This window comes from Burkholderia sp. L-4 (genome assembly GCF_056856535.1).
Genome location: NZ_JBXEOX010000002.1, coordinates 707,463 through 726,133 on the forward strand (window position 1 = coordinate 707,463; position 18,671 = coordinate 726,133).

The 18,671-nt window shown below is 68.4% G+C and carries 17 protein-coding genes; 8 read left to right on the top strand and 9 right to left on the bottom strand.

The window, feature by feature from the left end:
• Positions 1–30 precede the first annotated feature (30 nt).
• From AC1VVG_RS19945 to AC1VVG_RS19965, 5 genes are all read left to right on the top strand, one after another.
• Positions 31–1,596 carry a sensor domain-containing diguanylate cyclase gene (locus AC1VVG_RS19945; RefSeq protein ID WP_034187571.1) on the top strand — a complete coding sequence of 522 codons (1,566 nt, stop codon included), beginning with the start codon at positions 31–33 and terminating at the stop codon, positions 1,594–1,596.
• Between the two features lie 133 nt (positions 1,597–1,729).
• Positions 1,730–3,142 (top strand): cache domain-containing protein, encoded by a 1,413-nt coding sequence (locus tag AC1VVG_RS19950; RefSeq protein ID WP_049028716.1) that lies wholly within the window; start codon positions 1,730–1,732, stop codon positions 3,140–3,142.
• Positions 3,139–3,783 carry a response regulator gene (locus AC1VVG_RS19955; protein WP_049028717.1) on the top strand — a complete coding sequence of 215 codons (645 nt, stop codon included), beginning with the start codon at positions 3,139–3,141 and terminating at the stop codon, positions 3,781–3,783. Before AC1VVG_RS19950 ends, AC1VVG_RS19955 begins: the two co-directional genes overlap by 4 nt.
• 202 nt (positions 3,784–3,985) lie before the next feature.
• Entirely contained in the window at positions 3,986–4,549 is a 564-nt protein-coding gene (locus AC1VVG_RS19960) for a PAAR domain-containing protein (RefSeq protein WP_049028718.1), read from the top strand.
• Positions 4,549–5,142, top strand: a complete 594-nt coding sequence (locus tag AC1VVG_RS19965) for a type VI secretion system amidase effector protein Tae4 (protein WP_034187568.1) — start codon at positions 4,549–4,551, stop codon at positions 5,140–5,142. The genes AC1VVG_RS19960 and AC1VVG_RS19965 overlap by 1 nt, the downstream gene beginning before the upstream one ends.
• A 415-nt stretch (positions 5,143–5,557) precedes the next feature.
• Here AC1VVG_RS19965 and AC1VVG_RS19970 read toward each other — a convergent pair whose 3' ends face one another.
• Entirely contained in the window at positions 5,558–6,154 is a 597-nt protein-coding gene (locus tag AC1VVG_RS19970; protein ID WP_034187567.1) for an MlaC/ttg2D family ABC transporter substrate-binding protein, read from the bottom strand.
• A gap of 310 nt (positions 6,155–6,464) precedes the next feature.
• Here AC1VVG_RS19970 and hpnN point away from each other — a divergent pair, with 310 nt between their 5' ends.
• A complete protein-coding gene (gene hpnN / locus AC1VVG_RS19975; protein WP_482836068.1) occupies positions 6,465–9,098 on the top strand; it encodes a hopanoid transporter HpnN in 2,634 nt (877 codons plus the stop codon).
• Positions 9,091–10,062, top strand: a complete 972-nt coding sequence (locus tag AC1VVG_RS19980; protein ID WP_034187565.1) for an MlaA family lipoprotein — start codon at positions 9,091–9,093, stop codon at positions 10,060–10,062. Before hpnN ends, AC1VVG_RS19980 begins: the two co-directional genes overlap by 8 nt.
• A 114-nt stretch (positions 10,063–10,176) precedes the next feature.
• Here AC1VVG_RS19980 and AC1VVG_RS19985 read toward each other — a convergent pair whose 3' ends face one another.
• From AC1VVG_RS19985 to AC1VVG_RS20005, 5 genes are all read right to left on the bottom strand, one after another.
• Positions 10,177–10,833, bottom strand: a complete 657-nt coding sequence (locus AC1VVG_RS19985; protein WP_069705643.1) for a phosphorylase — start codon at positions 10,831–10,833, stop codon at positions 10,177–10,179.
• A 54-nt stretch (positions 10,834–10,887) separates the two neighbouring features.
• Complete coding sequence (shc, locus tag AC1VVG_RS19990; protein WP_034187564.1) at positions 10,888–12,861, bottom strand: squalene--hopene cyclase; 1,974 nt, start codon at positions 12,859–12,861, stop codon at positions 10,888–10,890.
• A gap of 12 nt (positions 12,862–12,873) precedes the next feature.
• Positions 12,874–14,127, bottom strand: a complete 1,254-nt coding sequence (gene hpnE, locus AC1VVG_RS19995) for a hydroxysqualene dehydroxylase HpnE (protein ID WP_059559269.1) — start codon at positions 14,125–14,127, stop codon at positions 12,874–12,876.
• Positions 14,128–14,140: 13 nt separating this feature from the next.
• Positions 14,141–14,989: a presqualene diphosphate synthase HpnD gene (hpnD, locus tag AC1VVG_RS20000; protein WP_034187562.1), complete on the bottom strand. Its 849-nt coding sequence runs from the start codon at positions 14,987–14,989 to the stop codon at positions 14,141–14,143.
• A gap of 259 nt (positions 14,990–15,248) precedes the next feature.
• Complete coding sequence (locus AC1VVG_RS20005; protein WP_034187561.1) at positions 15,249–15,581, bottom strand: hypothetical protein; 333 nt, start codon at positions 15,579–15,581, stop codon at positions 15,249–15,251.
• 192 nt (positions 15,582–15,773) lie between these two features.
• On the opposite strand from AC1VVG_RS20005, the gene AC1VVG_RS20010 reads away from it, so the two are divergent.
• On the top strand, positions 15,774–16,658 hold the full coding sequence (locus tag AC1VVG_RS20010; protein ID WP_034187560.1) for an alpha/beta fold hydrolase: 885 nt from the start codon (positions 15,774–15,776) through the stop codon (positions 16,656–16,658).
• Positions 16,659–16,676: 18 nt separating this feature from the next.
• On the opposite strand, the gene AC1VVG_RS20015 is transcribed toward AC1VVG_RS20010, so the two are convergent.
• Genes AC1VVG_RS20015 through AC1VVG_RS20025 form a run of 3 tightly spaced genes read right to left on the bottom strand, consistent with a single transcriptional unit; the run spans position 16,677 to position 18,599 of the window.
• Positions 16,677–17,615: a GGDEF domain-containing protein gene (locus AC1VVG_RS20015; RefSeq protein WP_059559274.1), complete on the bottom strand. Its 939-nt coding sequence runs from the start codon at positions 17,613–17,615 to the stop codon at positions 16,677–16,679.
• The gene (locus AC1VVG_RS20020) at positions 17,612–18,238 is read right to left on the bottom strand and encodes a chemotaxis protein CheC (protein ID WP_034187558.1); all 627 of its coding nucleotides are present in this window, start codon (positions 18,236–18,238) and stop codon (positions 17,612–17,614) included. The genes AC1VVG_RS20015 and AC1VVG_RS20020 overlap by 4 nt, the downstream gene beginning before the upstream one ends.
• A complete protein-coding gene (locus AC1VVG_RS20025) occupies positions 18,231–18,599 on the bottom strand; it encodes a response regulator (protein WP_034187557.1) in 369 nt (122 codons plus the stop codon). Before AC1VVG_RS20025 ends, AC1VVG_RS20020 begins: the two co-directional genes overlap by 8 nt.
• Between the last annotated feature and the right edge of the window lie 72 nt (positions 18,600–18,671).

Sequence of the window (18,671 nt, forward strand, 5' to 3'; positions counted from 1 at the left end):
GGCGGCGATGCCCATCGATCCACACGGACCATGGCAGAAACCGACTACGCAATGCCCAGCGAATCCGGCCCGACGCGCCGTGTCGCCGCTCATCTGCGCAGGTTCCTGCTGCCGCACCTGATCTTCTATACCGGGCTGCTGATCGCGCTGCTCCTGCTGCTCCTGTGCGGCATCGTGCTGTACGAAGGCCGCATCGACGCGCGCGACCGTTCCATTGCGATGCAGCAGAACCTGGCGCTGATGGCATCGTGGGACATCGAGCGCAACATCGAGATCTATTCGCTGTCGCTGCAGGCCGTCGTCGAAGGCGCGACCGACCCCGAAGTCGTCAAGCTGCCGATGCCGCTGCGCCGCCAGGTGCTGTTCGACCGCGCGACGACCGCCAAGTACCTCGGCGGCATCTACGTGCTCGACGCGAAGGGCGACATCGCGGTCGACGGCAAGAGCGATGTGCCGCGCAAGGCCAATTTCGCCAACGAGCCGTATTTCGCCGTGCACCGCGACCATCCCGACGTCGGCCTGTACGTCAGCCCGCCGTATCACTCCCGGCTGCGCGGCGGCTCCCCGAGCATCGCCCTCAGCCGGCGGATCGCGAAGCCCGACGGGTCGTTCGGCGGCGTCGCCGTGATGTCGATCCGGCTCGAATATTTCCAGAACCTGTTCTCGCGCCTGTCGCTCGGCGATCGCGGCTCGATCGCGCTGATCAACACGGACGGCAAGATGGTCGCGCGCGAGCCGTACGACCCCAAGATCGTCGGCCGCGACATCAGCCATGCCAGCACGTTCCGGCGCTTCATGACGGCCAACGAAGGCAGCTTCGCCGACACCGCGACGATCGACGGCGTGCGGCGCCTGTACGTGTTCCGGCACCTCGAGCACCTGCCGCTCATCATCATGGTCGCGCGCTCGGAGGCGGACACCTACGCCGCATGGTACGACCGCGCGATTCCGATCGGCTCCGCGATGGCCGTGCTCGCGATCGGCTTCGTCGGCCTGTCGCTGCTGCTCGACGTGCAGTTGCGCAAGCGCCACCGCGCGGAAACCGAACTGCAGGCGCTCGCGCGCACCGACGGCCTCACGGGCCTCGACAACCGCCGGATGCTCGACGTCACGCTCGCGCGCGAATGGCGCCGCGCCGCGCGCGAGCAGCACGCGCTGTCGCTGCTGTTCATCGACGTCGATTACTTCAAGCGCTACAACGACACGCAGGGCCACCAGGCCGGCGACGACGCGCTCGCCGCGGTCGGCCACTGCATCGCCGGCTGCCTGCGCCGCCCGGCCGACTATGCGGCGCGCTACGGCGGCGAGGAGTTCGTCGTCGTCCTGCCCGACATCGACACGGACGGCGCGGTGACGATCGCCGAGGCGATCCGCACGGGCATCCTCGATCTCGGCATCCGGCATGACGCCGGCACGGCCGGCCGCCTGACCGTGAGCATCGGCGTGACGACGAGCTACCCCGAACGCGACGACGACATACAGGCCGCGCTGAAGCTCGCCGACGACGCGCTGTATCGCGCGAAGGAAACCGGGCGCAATCGCATCGTCGTGCAGACGGCCGCGCCGCCGGACCATTTCGAATCGCGGCGGGCCTGAACGCCCGGGTGCCCGGCGGCGGCGCCGCCCGCGCGCAAAATCGCCGACAATGTCGGCTCGATCCGCCGCCGCGCCGCCGCGCGGCTGACGCGCCCGGCCGGCCCGCGCCGGTTCGCGGCCGCTTCGCACCACCATGAGACTCAAGGCAAAGATCTTCCTTCTGGCCGTCGTGCCGTTCCTGCTCGCGATCGCCGGCATCGGCTTCGGCGTGCGCCAGCAGGCGACGTCGCTCGCGCGCACGCAGCACGCGACGATCCAGGCCGCGTACCTGTCGAGCAAGGAAGTCGAGCTGAAGCACTATGTCGAGCTCGCGACGAGCGCGATCATGCCGCTCTACGACGCGAGCGGCCGCAATGCGCGCGACGACGCGCTGCTGCGCACGCAGGCGCTCGCGATGCTGCAGAAAATGGATTTCGGCCCGGACGGCTATTTCTTCGTGTACGACCTGCACGGCAATGCGCTGATGCATCCGCGCGAGCCCGAACGGGTCGGCCACAACTACTGGTCGATGCGCGACCCGCAGGGCGCGCTGACGATCCAGAAGCTGATCGGCGCGGCGTCGAGCGGCGGCGGCTACGTGCGCTACGCATGGCAGCGACCGTCGACGGGCCGCGTCGCGCCGAAGCTCGGCTACGTCGTCGCGCTCGAACGCTGGGGCTGGATGGTCGGCACCGGCATCTATCTCGACGACGTCGACACCGCGCTGCAGCGCATCGACGCGCGGGCATCCGCGAACATCGAGCGCACGATGAGCTGGCTCACCGCGATCGCGCTGACCGGCGCGGCGGCGATCGCCGTGTGCGCGCTGGTGCTGAACGTCAGCGAGTCGCGCAGCACCGACGCGAAGCTCAAGCTGCTCGCGCAGCGCATCGTCGAATCGCAGGAGCAGGAGCGTGCGCGGCTGTCGCGCGAGCTGCACGACGGGATCAGCCAGATGATGGTGTCCGCGAAGCTGATGCTCGAATCCGCGCTCGCGCGCTTCGAGCGCGGCACGGCGCGCGTGCCCGAAGCCGAGCAGGCGCTCGCGTCGGGTGTCGGTCGGCTCGGCGACACGCTGCGCGAAGTGCGGCGCATCTCGCATGCGCTGCGGCCGTCGATGCTCGACGATCTCGGCCTCGCGGCCGCGCTCGAACAACTCGTGCGCGAACTCGGCGCCGAAAGCGGCATCGACATCGGCTATACGCAGGTCGCGCACAGCGGCGCGCAGCCGCTGCCCGAGGCCGTCAACACCGCGCTGTTCCGGATCGCGCAGGAAGCGTTGAGCAACATCGTGCATCATGCGCAGGCGTCGCGCGCGGCCGTCACGCTCGACGTCGGCGCGCACGCCGTCACGCTGACCATCGCCGACAACGGCTGCGGCTTCGACGCCGAACGCTCGCAGGCCGACGCGCGCCGCGGCATCGGCCTGCGCAACATGCGCGAGCGCCTCGACGCGCTCGGCGGCACGCTGACGATCGCGTCGCAGGTCGGCCACACGATCGTCGCCGCGCGCGTGCCGCTGCGCGGCGTGACGACACGCCCCATGACAGGAGACTTTCACGCATGAGCGCCCCCGACTCCGCCCGGCCCGCCGCCCGACTGCTGCTCGTCGACGATCATCCGCTCGTGCGCGACGGCCTGCGGATGCGGCTCGAGGCGGCCGACCTGTCGGTGGTCGGCGAAGCCGGCAACGCCGACGAGGCGCTCGCGCTCGCCGCGTCGCTCGAACCCGATCTCGCGCTGATGGACGTCGGCATGAACGGGATGAACGGCATCACGCTCGCGGGCGTGTTCCACGATCGGTTTCCCGGCATCCGCGTGCTGATGCTGTCGATGCACGACAACGTCGAATACGTGACGCAAGCCGTGCGGGCCGGCGCGAGCGGCTACCTGCTGAAGGATTCGCCCGCGAGCGAGATCGTCCGCGCGATCGGCGCGGTGCTGGCCGGTCAGACGTTCTTCAGCGAAGGGCTGGCCGCGCGGATGATCCACGCGAGCGCGACCGCGTCGCCGCTCGATCGGCTGACGCCGCGCGAACGCGACATCCTCGATGCGCTGGCGCAAGGGTTGTCGAGCAAGCAGATCGCGCAGCAGACGGGGCTGTCGGTGCGCACGGTCGAAACGCACCGGCTCAACCTGAAGCGCAAGCTGGAGATCGAAGGGCAGGCCGAGCTGATCAAGTTCGCGGTCGAGCATCGGCGGCGGTAGGTCGGTACCCCAAGCACATCCCCTCACGATTCGCCGTTCAATTTCATACTCGTCCAATCGACCGCTCCCCGGGTCGATGGAATCCTTTCGCTTGCCGCAGCAGGCGACATCGTCATGAGCCGCGCCCTCCCGCGCGTGACGTCGTCACGCGGCACACGGTATCGCCGGCACGGGTCGGCGACCGGAACCGGGGAGCGAAATCATGAAACGCCGTATCGCGGTGGTCGGCGACGCGCTGGAGACCGGGGGAAGCATCCTTGCCTATGCGGGGCCGACATTCACGTTCGGCAGCCCCGGTCGCCCGGTTGCGTTGATCGGCGGTCTCGCATTCTGCGATGCATGCCAAGGCACCGGGCCGATCGCCAAGGCCGGCGGGCCGCGACGTCTCGAATTCATGGGTGAAACGGCCGCCGATGGTGACGTCGTCTTATGCGGCTGCCCGACACCGCCGCGCATCGTCGCGGTCCTCGCCGGCGAATCATGGTGCGATGACATGGCGGAAACGGCAGGCATTGTGACGTCCGGCGAAAATCGGAAAGGCGGTGTCGTGTCGATCATCGCGGGCGCTTACGACGAATCCGTTCACGCCATCGGAAGTGGTGCGTCGACAGGCTATCCGTACGTTATCGAAACGTCGGACGGACGCATCCACTCGGGCCACCTCGACGACAGCGGGCATCTGCCGCGCATTCACACTGCCAGTGAGGATGAATACGTCGTCTATTGGGGCGACGAAGCGCTCGCCCGATCAAGCGGGGACGCATAGTGCCGAACCCGAGGACAACCGTGAAGACAACCGCCGTGCCGGAATCGCACAAGGCAGTCGAGTTGAAGTCCGTGACGTTTTCCGAGCTCTGGAACAACTATGCTCACGGCAACCCGTACGACGATCCGAACGGACAATACAAGAACCAGTGTGCAATCCGGATGAGCGTGACGCTGCACAAGGTCGGCATCGCAATGAAGTCGTTTTCGCAGAAGCGGGTTCGGCCGATGCCGGGCAAACCGACGATAGGCCGCCTTCTCATCGACGGTAAACCGACCGCGACTCGTGCATACGAGTTCGCCGAATGGTTGAAGCTGCGGCCGGTCGCCGGCGTGCTGCCTCCCGAGAACATTACGGGACCCGATTGGGCACGCAAAGTAGCAGGCCGAACCGGAATTGTCTTTTTCGATGGCTACTGGTTGCAGGACGGCGATTCGCCAGATAATTTGAGCGGCGGGCATATCGACCTCTGGAACGGACGCAGGCTCACCGGTTTCGCATCAGGCATTCGGATTTCATGGAATATAGTCATAGCGGGCTTCTGGTCTGATTTCCGTCACTCAAAAACCATCCTGTTCTTTCCCGTCAAATGAAACTCGTTGCCGCTGTAGCGGGCGCACTTGTCGGCGCAGCCTGCGCGACCTTGTTCTGCTGGGGCGCGCTCTACGCATACGGAACGTTCGTCCTGCATGGCAGGGGCAGTCTTTTCGATACGAACCCGGAAATCGCGAATGCATTCTTCGCAGGATGGGGTGGGCTGTCTGTCATCGTTGCGATCGTCTCGGCGAGCATCGTAACTCGCAGGAAATCACGTTAATTCTCGGACACGCGGCCAAAAATGAAGCGTCGTCACCGGAAACGAATCGTGCGGCATTCGTCGATGTGGTGGTCGACGACTGCCTGCGGATGCTCGGCATCGGCACATGACGCACAGTCAACGCGCAGCCATGAAAAAAGGGCGCCCGAGGGCGCCCTTCATGCATCCGGATCGCGGCCTTGAATCAGCCGTCAGTTCGTCCGCGAATTGTGCTTCTGCAGATACGCGATGAGCCCGTCGATCCCGCCCGACGACAGCTGGCTCTTGAACTGCCCCTGGTACACCTGGATCAGCCACGCACCCGACATGTCGATGTCGTAGATCTTCCAGTCGTTGCCGACCTTGCCGAGACGGTAGCCGACCGACTGGCTGTCGCCCGGCGTCGTGACCGTCGACTGCACGAGCGCGTCGGCGCCCGACGCGCCGCCGGCCTTGAACGAGAACTTCGCGTCCTGGCTGCCGAGCTGCGCGAGCGACGCGGCGTAGGTGCGCGTCATCAGCAGCCGGAACTGCTTGTACAGCTCCTGCTGCTGTTGCGGCGTGGCCTGCTTCCACGCATCGCCGACCGCGATGCGGGTCGTGCGCTCGAAGTTGGTCGCGGGCAGGAAGCGCTGCTCGACGACTTGCGAGACCTTCGCCATGTCACCGCCGCGCGCGGCCGGGTCGGCCTTCATCGCATTGACGGTGCCCTCGACCGCATTGCGGACGATGTCGACCGGCGCGCTCTGCGCGAAAGCGGAAACCGACACGGCGGCGGCCGCGACGAAAGCAAACAGATGACGTTTCATACGGATATCGCACTCGATGGGAAAAAACGACCGGCTCCTTGCATCGGCCGGTGAAGCAAAGTATACCGGGCCCGACGCCCCGGTGCCTCACGGTGACCGACTGTTACCTTTCAGCCGCATTTGTCACAGGCCGCGCGGCCCCGCACCGATTATGTAAATATCCCCATACAAACGAACCGGTCATCGGTACCGATTTCGCCGCCACGAGCAAATCTCCTTCCTGCCCCGAAACCCGCAACGTCACGACCGCCGCCACGCCGCGCCGGTATACTTGGCTACTTTGCCCTTGCCAGCCGCTCCCCACCGCCACATGGTGACATCTCTCATCGTCCGACTCGTCGCATGGTCGGTGCGCCGCCCCGTCTGGGTCGTCGTCCTGTCGCTCGTCATCGCCGCCGTCAGCGGCGTCTACGTCGCGCAGCATTTCAAGATCAACACCGACATCAGCAAGCTCGTCGATGCCGAGCCGCAATGGGCCGCCCTCGGGCAGGCCGTCGACAAGGCGTTCCCGCAACGCAACGGCACGATCCTCGCGGTCGTCGAGGCACCCGCGCCCGAATTCGCGAATGCCGCCGCGCATGCGCTGACCGAAGCACTGCGGAAGGACGCGGCCGCCGGCCGCATCGGCCAGGTCGCCGAGCCCGGCGGCGGGCCGTTCTTCGAGCACAACGGCCTGCTGTTCCTGTCGCCGCAGGAAGTCGCCGATACGACGTCGCAGCTCGCGAGCGCGCGCCCGCTCGTCAACGAACTCGCGAAGAACCCGAGCCTGACCGGGCTCGTCACCACACTGGCCACCACGCTCGGCCAGCCGCTGCTGACCGGCCAGGTGAAACTGCCCGCGATGGCGAAGCTGCTCGCGCGCAGCGCGGCGACGGTCGACGACGTGCTGGCCGGCAAGCCGGCCGCGTTCTCGTGGCGCGCGCTGGTCGACAACGATGCCGCGCGGCTGCCCGCGCGCGCGTTCGTCACCGTGCAGCCGGTGGTCAACTACGGCGCGCTGAAGGCCGGCGCGGAAACGAGCCAGGTGATCCGCGACGCGGCCCGTTCGCTCGACCTCGAGAAGCGCTACGGCGCGGCCGTGCGCCTGACCGGCGAGCAGCCGCTCGCCGACGACGAATTCGCGTCGGTCGAAGACGGCGCCGCACTCAACGGCGTGCTCACGCTGCTCGCCGTGCTCGTGATCCTGTGGCTGGCGCTGCGCTCGAAGCGGATGATCGGCTCGGTGCTCGTCACGCTGTTCGTCGGTCTCGTCGTGACCGCCGCGCTCGGCCTCGCGATGGTCGGTTCGCTGAACATGATCTCGGTCGCGTTCATGGTGCTGTTCGTCGGCCTCGGCGTCGACTTCTCGATCCAGTACGGCGTGAAGTACCGCGAGGAACGCTTCCGGGATCCGCGCATCGATCACGCGCTGATCGGCGCCGCGCATTCGATGGGCATGCCGCTCGCACTGGCCACCGCGGCCGTCGCCGCGAGCTTCTTCTCGTTCATCCCCACGGCTTATCGCGGCGTGTCCGAACTCGGGCTGATCGCGGGCGTCGGGATGTTCGTCGCGCTGCTGACCACGCTCACGCTGCTGCCCGCGCTGCTGCGCCTGTTCGCGCCGCCGGGCGAATCGAAGACGCCGGGCTTCCCGTGGCTCGCGCCGGTCGACGACTACCTCGATCGTCATCGCAAGCCGATCCTGATCGGCACGCTCGCGGTCGTGATCGGCGCGCTGCCGCTGCTCGCGTTCCTGCACTTCGACTTCAACCCGCTGCACCTGAAGGATCCGAACAGCGAATCGATGGCGACGCTGCTCGCGCTGAAGGATTCGCCGGAAGCCGCGGTCAACGATGTCACGCTGCTCGCGCCGTCGCTCGCCGAAGCCGACGCGGCCGCGAAGCGCCTCGACACGCTGCCCGAAGTCGGCCGCACGACCACACTGTCGACCTTCATCCCCGCCGACCAGCCGGCCAAGCGCGCGGCGATCGCCGCGGCCGCGAGCGACCTGCTGCCGGCGCTGACGCAGCCGGCAGCGCCACCCGCGACCGATGCGCAGCGCGTGGCCGCGCTCAAGCGCGTGTCGGACCTGCTCGGCTACGCGGCCGAAGATCACCCGGGCCCCGGCGCGGCCGCCGCGCAGCACCTGTCCGCGTCGCTCGCGAAGCTCGCGGCGGCCGACAGCGCGACGCGCGACCGCGCCGAGCGCGCGTTCGCCGACACGCTGCGCATCGCGCTCAACCAGCTCGCGTCGCTGCTGCAGCCGCAGGACATCACGCGCGAATCGCTGCCGCCGCAACTCGTGCGCGACTGGGTCGCGCCGGACGGCCACGCGCTCGTGCAGGTCTCGCCGAAGGTGCCGAAGGGCGTCGACCCGAACGACGACACGATGCTGCGCCGTTTCGCGAAGGCGGTGAAGGCCGCGGAACCGGGCGCGACCGGCGGGCCGATCTCGATCCTGCATTCGGCCGACACGATCATCAACGCGTTCCTGCACGCGGCGCTGTGGTCGATCATCTCGATCACGATCCTGCTGTGGATCACGCTGCGCCGTTTCGGCGACGTGCTGCGCACGCTGGTGCCGCTGCTCGTGTCGGGCATCGTGACGCTCGAGATGTGCGTCGTGCTCGGCATGTCGCTCAACTTCGCGAACATCATCGCGCTGCCGCTGATGCTCGGCGTCGGCGTCGCGTTCAAGGTGTATTTCGTGATGGCATGGCGCGCGGGGCAGACGGGGTTGCTGCACTCGAGCCTCACGCATGCCGTGCTGTTCAGCGCCGCGACCACGGCGACCGCGTTCGGCAGCCTGTGGCTGTCACACCATCCGGGCACGTCGAGCATGGGCAAGCTGCTCGCGCTGGCCCTGACCTGCACGCTGATCGGCGCCGTGGTGTTCCAGCCCGTCCTGATGGGCAAACCGCGCGTCAAACGTGCCAAGAACCAATCGCAAGGAATCAATGAATAAGGTGCGAATCATTGCGGCGACCGTCGCCGCCAGCGCGATGCTGTCCGGCTGCGCGACGGGACCGAACCGCAATCCCGACGACCCGCTCGAGCCGATGAACCGGGCGATGTACAAGTTCAACGACACGGTCGACACGAACATCGCCCAGCCGATCGCGAAGGGGTACCAGAAGGTCACGCCGACGCCGGTGCGGACCGCGATCAGCAACTTCTTCTCGAACCTCGGCGATCTCGGCAACATGGCGAACAACCTGCTGCAGTTGCGCATCACCGATGCGACGCAGGATCTGATGCGCGTGGCGATGAACTCGCTGTTCGGCGTCGCCGGCCTGATCGACATCGCGACGCCGGCCGGGCTGCCGAAGCATCACCAGGATTTCGGGTTGACGATGGCGCGCTGGGGCATGCCGTCCGGCCCGTACCTCGTGCTGCCCGTGTTCGGGCCGAGCACGGTCCGCGACGGCGTCGGCCGCGCGGTGGACGTGCGCTTCAACCTGCTGAACTACATCGAGCCGGCCGCGCGCAACCCGATGTACATCGCGCAGTTCATCAGCGCGCGTTCGGACCTGCTCGGCGCGACCGACCTGCTGAAGCAGGCCGCGCTCGATCCGTATTCGTTCGTGCGCGACGCATACCTGCAGCAGCGCAAGTCGCTGACGTACCGCAGCCAGTCGTCGTCGGCCGCGCTGCCGACCTACAACGAGCCGGGTGAAGCCGGCGCCGTGCCGGCCGCGACGCCGGCCGTGCCGGGGCTGCCGAACTACGAGGATCCGGGCGATGCGGGCGGCGCATCGGGCGCCGCGCCGAACCCCGCGCCGGCTGCGCCGGGGTTGCCGCAGTACGACGACCCGGGCGCGGACAATGCGATGCCCGCGAGCGCGCCTGCCGCGGCGTCGGCCGTGGTACCGGCGGCGACCGTGCCGGCTGCTCCGGCGGCACCCGCAAGCAGTCCGGCCGCGCAGTAACGCCGCACCGGCGGCCGCGCAAGGACAAAGAGCGCTGCATCACGCAGCGCTCTTTTTTTGTCCGTACGAAACGGAGAATCCGGGAAGAGGGGAGACAGCCGCGGCGCGGGCCGCTCAGACGATCCGCATCGCGCCCGTCCGCTCGAACGCGTGCCGCGCCTGGATCAGCGTCGTACGCGCCGCGCGCGCGTCGCTGGCGACCTGCAGCAGCGGGCCGAGCTGCGACGGCTGCTTCAGCAGTTCGCGCAGGATCGGCAGGATCGCCGTGCTGCCGTCGTCGCGCAGGCCGGCCGTCGCCGCGCGCGGCAGCGTGCGCCACGCCGGATCGACGATCGCGCGGCACACCGCGAACGGCACGCCGCGCGCCGCCGCGAAGGCCGCCGCGATGTGCGACTCCATGTCGACGGCCAGTGCGCCCTTCGCGTGGTGCAGCGACGTCTTCTCCTGTTCGCTGACGACCGGCGCGCCGACGGCCGCGATCGTGCCGCGCGTGACACGCGCCCACACCGGCGTGTCGTGCAGCGAGGCGACGAGCCGCGTACTCCAGCCCGCGTCGGTCTCCACACGGCCGAACGGCCCGTCGATCGCGTTCGCGATCACGAGCGAGCCGGGCGCCAGATCGGGCGAGAGCCCGCCGGCCGTACCGAAGCTGACGATGCCCGCGCAACCGCGCGCGGTCGCGTCGGCCAGCGCGCGTTCGAGCCGGTCGGCCCGCGCGGCAAACACGGCCTCGACGCCGTCGCCGCGCGCGATGCGCGCCTCGAACGCCATCCCCGTCACCGCGATGACGGGCAATGCGCCGTTGTGTCGTGACACGCCCACGCGTTACATCCCGACCGTGACGCGCGTCGCGTTGTCGCGCTTCAGGTTGCGGTAGCGCGCGAGCGCCCACAGCGGGAAGAACTTGCGATAGCCGTGGTAGCGCAGGTAGAACACGCGCGGGAAACCCGTCGCCGTGAAGCGCGTCTCGTCCCACAGGCCTTCTTCGTTCTGCTGCGCGATCAGGTAGTCGACCCCGCGTGCAACGGCCGGGTGGTTCACTTCGCCGGCCGCCATCAGGCCGAGCAACGCCCAGGCCGTCTGCGACGCCGTGCTCGGCGCCTGCTCGAAGCCGCGGTAGTTCAGCTTGTAGCTGTCGCCGTCCTCGCCCCAGCCGCCGTCCTTGTTCTGGATCGACAGCAGCCACTGCGCGCCGCGCTTCATGCGCGGATCGTCCGGCGTCAGGCCGGCCGCGTTCAGCGAGCACAGGGCCGTCCACGTGCCGTACACGTAGTTCATCCCCCAGCGGCCGTACCAGCTGCCGTCCGGTTCCTGTTCCTTCAGCATGTAGTCGAGCGCGCGGCGGGCCGGCTCGCTGTTCAGCGGCGTCTCGCCGAGCTGCGACAGCATCGACAGGCAGCGGCCCGACACGTCGGCCGTCGGCGGATCGAGCAGCGCGCCGTGATCGGAGAACGGGATGTTGTTCAGGTAGTACTGCGTGTTTTCCGGTTCGAACGCCCCCCAGCCGCCGTCGCTGCTCTGCATGCCGACGACCCATTCGCGCGCACGCGCCATCGAATCGCGATAGGTGTCCGACTGCTTGAGCTTCTGCGCGCGATCCATCGCCATCACGACCACGGCCGTATCGTCGACGTCCGGGTAGTGTGCGTTCGCGTACTGGAACGCCCAGCCGCCGGGCCGCACGTGCGGGCGGCGCGAGATCCAGTCGCCGCGCACGTCGAGGATCTGCAGCGGACGCAGCCATTCGAGGCCGCGCAGCACGGCTTCTTCCGCGCGCGCATCGCCCGTCTCGAGCAGCGCATGCGCGGCGAGCGACGTGTCCCACACCGGCGACAGGCACGGCTGGCAATACGCCTCGTCCTCGTGCACGACGAGCAGCTTCTCGACCGACTTGCGCGCGAGCGCGCGGTTCGGATGATCTTCCGCGTAGCCGAGCGCGTCGTACATCATCACCGCGTTGGCCATCGCCGGATAGATCGCGCCGAGGCCGTCCTCGCCGTTCAGGCGCTCGTCGACGAACGACACGGCCTGACGGATCGCGCGTTCGCGCGTATAGCTCGGGAACAGGCCGTCGACCGCGCGCAGCGCATGGTCGACCACACGGAAGAACGCGAACCAGCCGGCGCTCTGGTGGCCCTGGCGCGGCAGCAGCCCGGCGTTGACGGGCGGATCGATGAACAGCTCGTCGATGCGCACGCCGCGCGGGTTCTTCGCGATCGGGCGCTTCGCGTTCAGCACGAGCAGCGGCACGATCACGGTACGCGCCCAGTACGACACCTTCGACAGGTGGAACGGGAACCACTGCGGCAGCAGCATGATCTCGACCGGCATCATCGGCACCGCGCGCCACGGAATCGCACCGTACAGCGCGAGCTGGATGCGCGTGAACACGTTCGACATCTCGGCGCCGCCCATCGCGTGGATCGCCTTGCGGGCGCGCTGCATGTGCTCGGCGTTCTCGTCGTCGCCGATCACCTTCAGCGCGAAGTACGCCTTCACGCTCGCGCTGATGTTCGGCGCGCCGTCGGTGAACAGCGGCCAGCCGCCGTCGGCCTGCTGAATCCGGCGCAGATAGTTGCCGATCTTCTGCTCGAGCGCGAGGTTCGGCGTCTCGCCGAGATAGTGGACGAGCAGCACGTATTCGGCGGGAATCGTCGAATCGGCTTCGAGTTCGTAGACCCAGTGTCCGTCCGCTTGCTGCGCGGCCAGCAGCGCGTCGGTCGCACGCGCGACGGCCGCGTCGACGCCGGCCGGCACCGCGCCGGCGGACAGGGTAGCCATTTCGGTGAGATCGTTCATTGGTCCCTCTGTTTATTGCGTCTGGAGCACGTCCGCGGCCAGCTGGCCGGAACGGATCGCGCCCTCGATCGTGGCGGGCAGGCCGGTGGCAATCCAGTCACCCGCGAGCACGAGATTGGTCCAGCGCGTACGCACGGCCGGACGTTTCATTTCCTGCGACGGCACCGCCGCAAAACCCGCGCGCGGCTCGACGACGAGCTGCCACGCGGGGATGGTTTCCGGGTTCGCGCCGGTCACGCGCGCGACGTCTTCCCAGATGCGCCGCGCGAGCGTGTCGCGCGGCGTGTCGAGCCAGCGGCCCGCGTCGCGGATCGTCGCCGCAAGCTGGCCGCCGCCGGTGCGCACCGCATCGACGATGCCGTTCACGACGGCCGTCTGCAGCGGATGGCCGGCTGGAGACTCCACCGCGAAATACGCGGTCACGACCGCGCTGAACGTGTCGGGCGCGGTGAGTTCGGGCACCAGCGGCCGCGCGACCTCGGGCGGCACGGCCAGCACCACGGCGTCGCCCGGCGCGAGATCGACGCGCTCGCCGCCGACCGAAACCGCATCGACCGCATTGCCGTGCGCGCCGAATTCGAATGCGTCGAGCCGCGAATTCAGCCGGATCTGCGCGCCGCCGTGCTGCAGCATCCGCAGCGCCGGTTCGACGAATGCGCTGCCGAGCCCGTGGCGCGCGACGAGCGGGCGGCTGCCGGGGCCACCCGCGCCGAACGTGCCGCACAGTGCGGCGCGCGCAAGCTCGGCGCTTGCGTGGCGCGGCTCGACGTTCAGCACACCGAGGAAATACGGCCGCAGCCAACGATCCCACAGCACGCCGTCGCATCGCATCGTCTGGGCGAGCGAGCGGCCCGTGCGCGCGAACGCGAGCGGCGCGAGCGCGAGGTAGTCGAGCGGCGTCGTGCCCGGCGCGCGCGACGCGGCGTCGAACAGCCACGACGGCCAGCGCCCGTCGCCGAAGCGCAGCGTCCAGCGCTGCCGCGATGCGACGTCGACGACCGGACATTCAGGCAGCGCGGGCCCCGCGAGCTGATCGGCCGCGCCGATCGCGCGCAGGTAGCGCTGCGTCGCGGGCTGTCCCGCGAAGACCGTGTGCAATCCGCTGTCGAGCGTCGCGTTCAGCGTCCCGTCGAACCACGAACGGCAGCGGCCGCCCGCGTGTGCGTGCGCGTCGTGCAGCACGATGCGCCGCCCGCGGCGTTGCAGCTCGACCGCGGCCGACAGGCCCGCGAGTCCGGCGCCGATCACGTGGACGGTTCTGGGCATCGACGCGATCGGCTCAGAACAGCGCGTAGCGCGCGGCGATCATCAGCATGCGCGCCTTCGGCTTGCGCAGCGGCGCGCGCGGCGCGGCAAAGCCGCGTGCGATCGCGGCTTCGAGAATGCAGCGATACGCGCCCGACATGATGCGCGGCGCCTTCACCTGTGCACGCGGGCAGGTATCCATCACCGCGTCGGCCTGGCGGAAGTGCTCGAGCGCGCGCTCGACGAGCGTCGCGCACACGCGCGGCAGCGCCGGATCGCGCACGATCGTCGCCGGGTCGGTGATCGCGATGCCTTCGCGCGCGAGCAGTTCGCGCGGCAGGTAGCAGCGGTTGATCGCCGCGTCGTCGTCGATGTCGCGCAGGATGTTCGTCAGTTGCAGCGCGCGGCCGAGGTGGTGCGACAGCTTGATCCCTTCGGCTTCCGGCATCCCGAAAATCCTCACCGACAGCCGGCCGGCGGCGCTCGCCACGCGATCGCAGAAGAGGTCGAGCGTCGGCTCGTCGGGCGCGCAGATATCCTCGACCGCATCCATCGCCATCCCGTCGATCATCGCGTGGAAATCGGCGCGCTGCAGGTTGAACGCGCGGATCTCGCGGTCGAGCGCGACCAGGTGGCGCGGCGGGCGGCCCGCGAAGCACGCGTCGATGTCCGCGCGCCAGCGGTCGAGGCCCGCGTTGCGCTCGGCGCGCGGCAGGTCGCTGTCGGCGATGTCGTCGACCGCGCGGCAGAACGCGTAGACCTGGAACATCGCGTCGCGCTGCACGGCCGGCAGGATGCGCATCGCCAGATAGAAGGAACTGCCCGATGTGACGGCAGCGGCGTCGGTTTCTTGTTCGTCCACGACGGAATGGGAAACGGCCAAGACGAGCTCCACGGAGACACCCACGCGGGGCGATTGAAGAAGCCATGCCCGGCTGGGATGGTCAGGGTGTCAAATGCGTGCGAGATATGCGAACGATCGACACAGACAGGCACAAATTACCGGCCGGAAGCCGGAATTGGGCGAAAGTATAGCAATCTTTGAAGTTCGATGGCGGACACGCGCCAAGCCCGGCGGGGCGCCGGAGGCCGCCGGCAGCCGGGCGCGGCCGGCCCCGGCGGGACCGGGCGCCGGCGGCGGGTCAGCCGTAAACGATGTCGCGCTGCAGATCGAGCGCGATGAGCCCCATTTCACGCGTGAGCTGCAGCATCGAGCGGCGTTCGAGGCGCGAGCCCATGAAGCTCGTCACGCCGCCGTCGGGCTCCGCGGTGAACTGGAACACCGCACCGCCGGTGCCGAACCATGCGCCCGGCACGTCCGGCGATTCCTGCCAGTCGATCTGCTCGAACACGCGCGCGATACCCGCGCGCACCACGTCGCCCGGGCCGATCGGCGGCGCGATGTCGCCCAGGTCGTCGAGCGAATAGGGGCCGGGCTTGTCAGGCTTCCGGTAGAAAAGATAGTCGACGTTCATGGGGCGCAATCGCAAGTAAAGCGACAAAGTAGCGTGCTTCGGCACAAATGCCTATCGGATCCGGACGAAATGTGGCCTGCACGAGACAAAGGGGACGGATCGAGGCCCGTCACGCGATCGCCCTGCGCGTTCGCGTCTGGATGACGGCCGGTTCGTCTAAGATGACACCTTTCTCGAAAAAATACGGACATCATGGAGACGAACGATACCGCCACCCCGCCGTCCGGCCATCCCGTTTTCGTGCTCGTGCACGGCGCCTGGCACGGCGCCTGGTGTTACGCACACGTCGCGGCGGCGCTGGCCGCGCGCGGCTATCTGTCGATCGCGCGCGACCTGCCCGCGCACGGCATCAATGCCCGCTTTCCCGCGTCGTATCTCGAACGGCCGCTCGACAAGGATGCGTTCGGCGCCGAACCGTCGCCGGTCGCGAACACGACGCTCGACGATTATGCGACACAGGTGATGCAGGCCGTCGACGACGCCTACGCGCTCGGCCGCGGCAAGGTCGTGCTGGTCGGCCACAGCATGGGCGGCCTCGCGATCACGGCGGCCGCCGAGCGCGCGCCGGAGAAGATCGCGAAGATCGTCTATCTCGCGGCCTTCATGCCGGGCTCGGGCGTGCCGGGCCTCGACTACGTGCGCGCGCCGGAGAACAAGGGCGAGATGCTCGGCCCGCTGATGCTCGCAAGCCCGCGCGTGGCCGGCGCGCTGCGCATCGATCCGCGCAGCGGCGACGCCGCGTATCGCGACACCATGAAACGCGCGCTCTATGAAGACGTGTCGCAGGCCGACTTCGACGCCGTCGCGAACCTGATGACCTGCGACGTGCCGGCCGCGCCGTTCGCGACCGCGATCCCGACCACCGCCGCGCGCTGGGGTGCGATCGACCGCCACTACATCAAGTGTCTCGAGGATCGCGTGATCCTGCCCGCGCTGCAGCAGCGCTTCATTGACGAAGCCGATACGCTCGCGCCCGGCAATCCGACCCACGTGCACCAGCTCGACAGCAGCCACTCGCCGTTCGTGTCGCAACCGGCCGTGCTGGCCGGCGTGCTCGCCGACATCGCGAAAAGCTGAGCGAGGGGCGCGCGCGGTCTACGCGTAGGCGACCGAACGATCGCGCCCGAGCCGCTTCGCGCGATAGAGCGCGGCGTCGGCCTCGCTGACGAGCACGTCGCTGGTCGGCGCGCCGTTCCTCGCGCATGCGCCGCCGACGCTCGCCGTCACCGGCACGCTGACGCCCTCGGCATCGACCGGCATGCTGCCGATCGCGTCGCGCACCTTGTCGGCCACCCGCATCGCCTCGTCGAGATTCGTGCACGGCAGCAGCAGCGCGAATTCCTCGCCGCCGAAGCGGCCGAACGTATCCTGTCCGCGCACGATCGACGCGACGCGGCGCGCCGTCTCGCGCAGCACGGCGTCGCCCGCCGCATGCCCGAAGCGGTCGTTGATCGTCTTGAAATGGTCGAGATCGAACAGCAGCACCGACAGGTCGCCGCCGTAGCGCTGCCAGCGCGCGAATTCGTCGCCGAGCCGCGCCTCGAAGAAACGCCGGTTCGCGATGCCGGTCAGCCCGTCGCGATTCGCATGTTCGCGCAGCTTCGCGACGGCTTCCTCGCGCTCGCGCTGCATCACGCTCACATGCGTGACGTCGGAAATCGTCACGCACACGGCCTCGACGTCGCGGCCGCGCGTGAGCGGCATGAACGTGCAGTCCTGCTGCATGTAGTCGACCCCGCCGGTGATCGGGCGGTCATGCTCGAAGCGGAACAGGTAGGGCCGCTGCTCCCACGAACTGAATGCGAAGCTGCCGAGCTGGAACACGCTTTCGAGCTTGCGCGACAGCCACGCGCGCGGCAGGTCCGGAAAGCAGTCGAACAGGTTGCGGCCGATCACGTCGGCCGCCGCAATGCCGCTGTGATCCTGCATGAAGCGGTTCCACATCAGCACGGTCATCGAGCGGTCGAGCACGAACAGCCCGAAGCCGACCCGCTCGATCACGAGGTCGCTCAGCGACGGAGCGGCGGCCGTCATAGCGCGGAGAGCAACGCGTCGAGCGCGTCGCCCATCAGCCGGATCGAATCCTCGGCCATCAGCATCACGAAGTGCGCGCGGAACGTGTGGTCCTCGAGCCCGAAGTTCACCTCGAGCAGCAGCGCGACGCTCCACGCGAGCATGTTCGGCTCGAACACGTCGTCGAACGATACGTTCGCGCCGAGCAGCCCCGGCGGGAAGAACACGGGCTTGCGGCCGAGCTCGTCGAGGATCGACGCGACGCACGCGCCCATCAGCACGTTCGCGACGTCGAACACGAGTTCGTCCGGGCTCGCCATCCCGCCGTAGACACCGTCGCCGAACGTGCGGTCGACGACCGACGTGAGCCGCGCGACGCTCGCGCTGCGGCACAGTACGATCGCCTCGCCCTTGATGTCGGAACGGAAGCCCTGGCGCACGGCGGTCACGTTGTCGTGAATGCCCGTCATCTCGCGCAGCGCATTGCCTGCGTCGGCCGCTTTCACGACGCGCACGCGCGGCACCGACAATTCGATGAAGCGCCCGAGCAACAACGCAAGCCGCGCGGCGGCGCGGCCCATTGCCAGGTTGGCGATCTCCTGCAACGCGTCGCGTTGCTCCGCCGTGAACACCGATTCAGGCATACAACCCATACTCCTTGAGAATGGGCAGCAATGCCTCCGACGTCACGGGCTTGGCAACGAATGCGATCGCGCCCAATTCACGCACGCGTGCTTGCGCCTGCGGCTGGATATCGGCGGATACCACGATCACGAACGTGTTCAGATCTTCGTGGCGCAGTGTCTCGAGGACCTGATATCCGCTCATGTCGGGCATCGTCAGGTCCAGAAACATCACGGAAGCTTTGCCGTCACGATAAAGCGCCAAGGCCTCGCGACCATTCGCGGCATACGCGACTTCAACGTCCCAGTCTCCCGGCAGCGCCTTTGTCAGAAGTTTGCGAGCGAGCAGCGAATCGTCGGCAATTACAATCGGCAAAGGCATGGGGCGATGCGGTATACGGAATGGTCTCTCTCGCGTTAACGACCGCGCGGCGCACTTCTTTAGGGGGCCATG

What these genes read in the sequence shown, in the direction of transcription:
- AC1VVG_RS19945 (WP_034187571.1), top strand. Translation starts at nt 31, where the DNA reads ATGGCAGAAACCGACTACGCAATGCCCAGCGAATCCGGCCCGACGCGC.
- AC1VVG_RS19950 (WP_049028716.1), top strand. Translation starts at nt 1,730, where the DNA reads ATGAGACTCAAGGCAAAGATCTTCCTTCTGGCCGTCGTGCCGTTCCTG.
- AC1VVG_RS19955 (WP_049028717.1), top strand. Translation starts at nt 3,139, where the DNA reads ATGAGCGCCCCCGACTCCGCCCGGCCCGCCGCCCGACTGCTGCTCGTC.
- AC1VVG_RS19960 (WP_049028718.1), top strand. Translation starts at nt 3,986, where the DNA reads ATGAAACGCCGTATCGCGGTGGTCGGCGACGCGCTGGAGACCGGGGGA.
- AC1VVG_RS19970 (WP_034187567.1), bottom strand. Translation starts at nt 6,154, where the DNA reads ATGAAACGTCATCTGTTTGCTTTCGTCGCGGCCGCCGCCGTGTCGGTT.
- hpnN (WP_482836068.1), top strand. Translation starts at nt 6,465, where the DNA reads ATGGTGACATCTCTCATCGTCCGACTCGTCGCATGGTCGGTGCGCCGC.
- AC1VVG_RS19980 (WP_034187565.1), top strand. Translation starts at nt 9,091, where the DNA reads ATGAATAAGGTGCGAATCATTGCGGCGACCGTCGCCGCCAGCGCGATG.
- AC1VVG_RS19985 (WP_069705643.1), bottom strand. Translation starts at nt 10,833, where the DNA reads ATGGCGTTCGAGGCGCGCATCGCGCGCGGCGACGGCGTCGAGGCCGTG.
- shc (WP_034187564.1), bottom strand. Translation starts at nt 12,861, where the DNA reads ATGAACGATCTCACCGAAATGGCTACCCTGTCCGCCGGCGCGGTGCCG.
- hpnE (WP_059559269.1), bottom strand. Translation starts at nt 14,127, where the DNA reads ATGCCCAGAACCGTCCACGTGATCGGCGCCGGACTCGCGGGCCTGTCG.
- AC1VVG_RS20005 (WP_034187561.1), bottom strand. Translation starts at nt 15,581, where the DNA reads ATGAACGTCGACTATCTTTTCTACCGGAAGCCTGACAAGCCCGGCCCC.
- AC1VVG_RS20010 (WP_034187560.1), top strand. Translation starts at nt 15,774, where the DNA reads ATGGAGACGAACGATACCGCCACCCCGCCGTCCGGCCATCCCGTTTTC.
- AC1VVG_RS20015 (WP_059559274.1), bottom strand. Translation starts at nt 17,615, where the DNA reads ATGACGGCCGCCGCTCCGTCGCTGAGCGACCTCGTGATCGAGCGGGTC.
- AC1VVG_RS20020 (WP_034187558.1), bottom strand. Translation starts at nt 18,238, where the DNA reads ATGCCTGAATCGGTGTTCACGGCGGAGCAACGCGACGCGTTGCAGGAG.
- AC1VVG_RS20025 (WP_034187557.1), bottom strand. Translation starts at nt 18,599, where the DNA reads ATGCCTTTGCCGATTGTAATTGCCGACGATTCGCTGCTCGCTCGCAAA.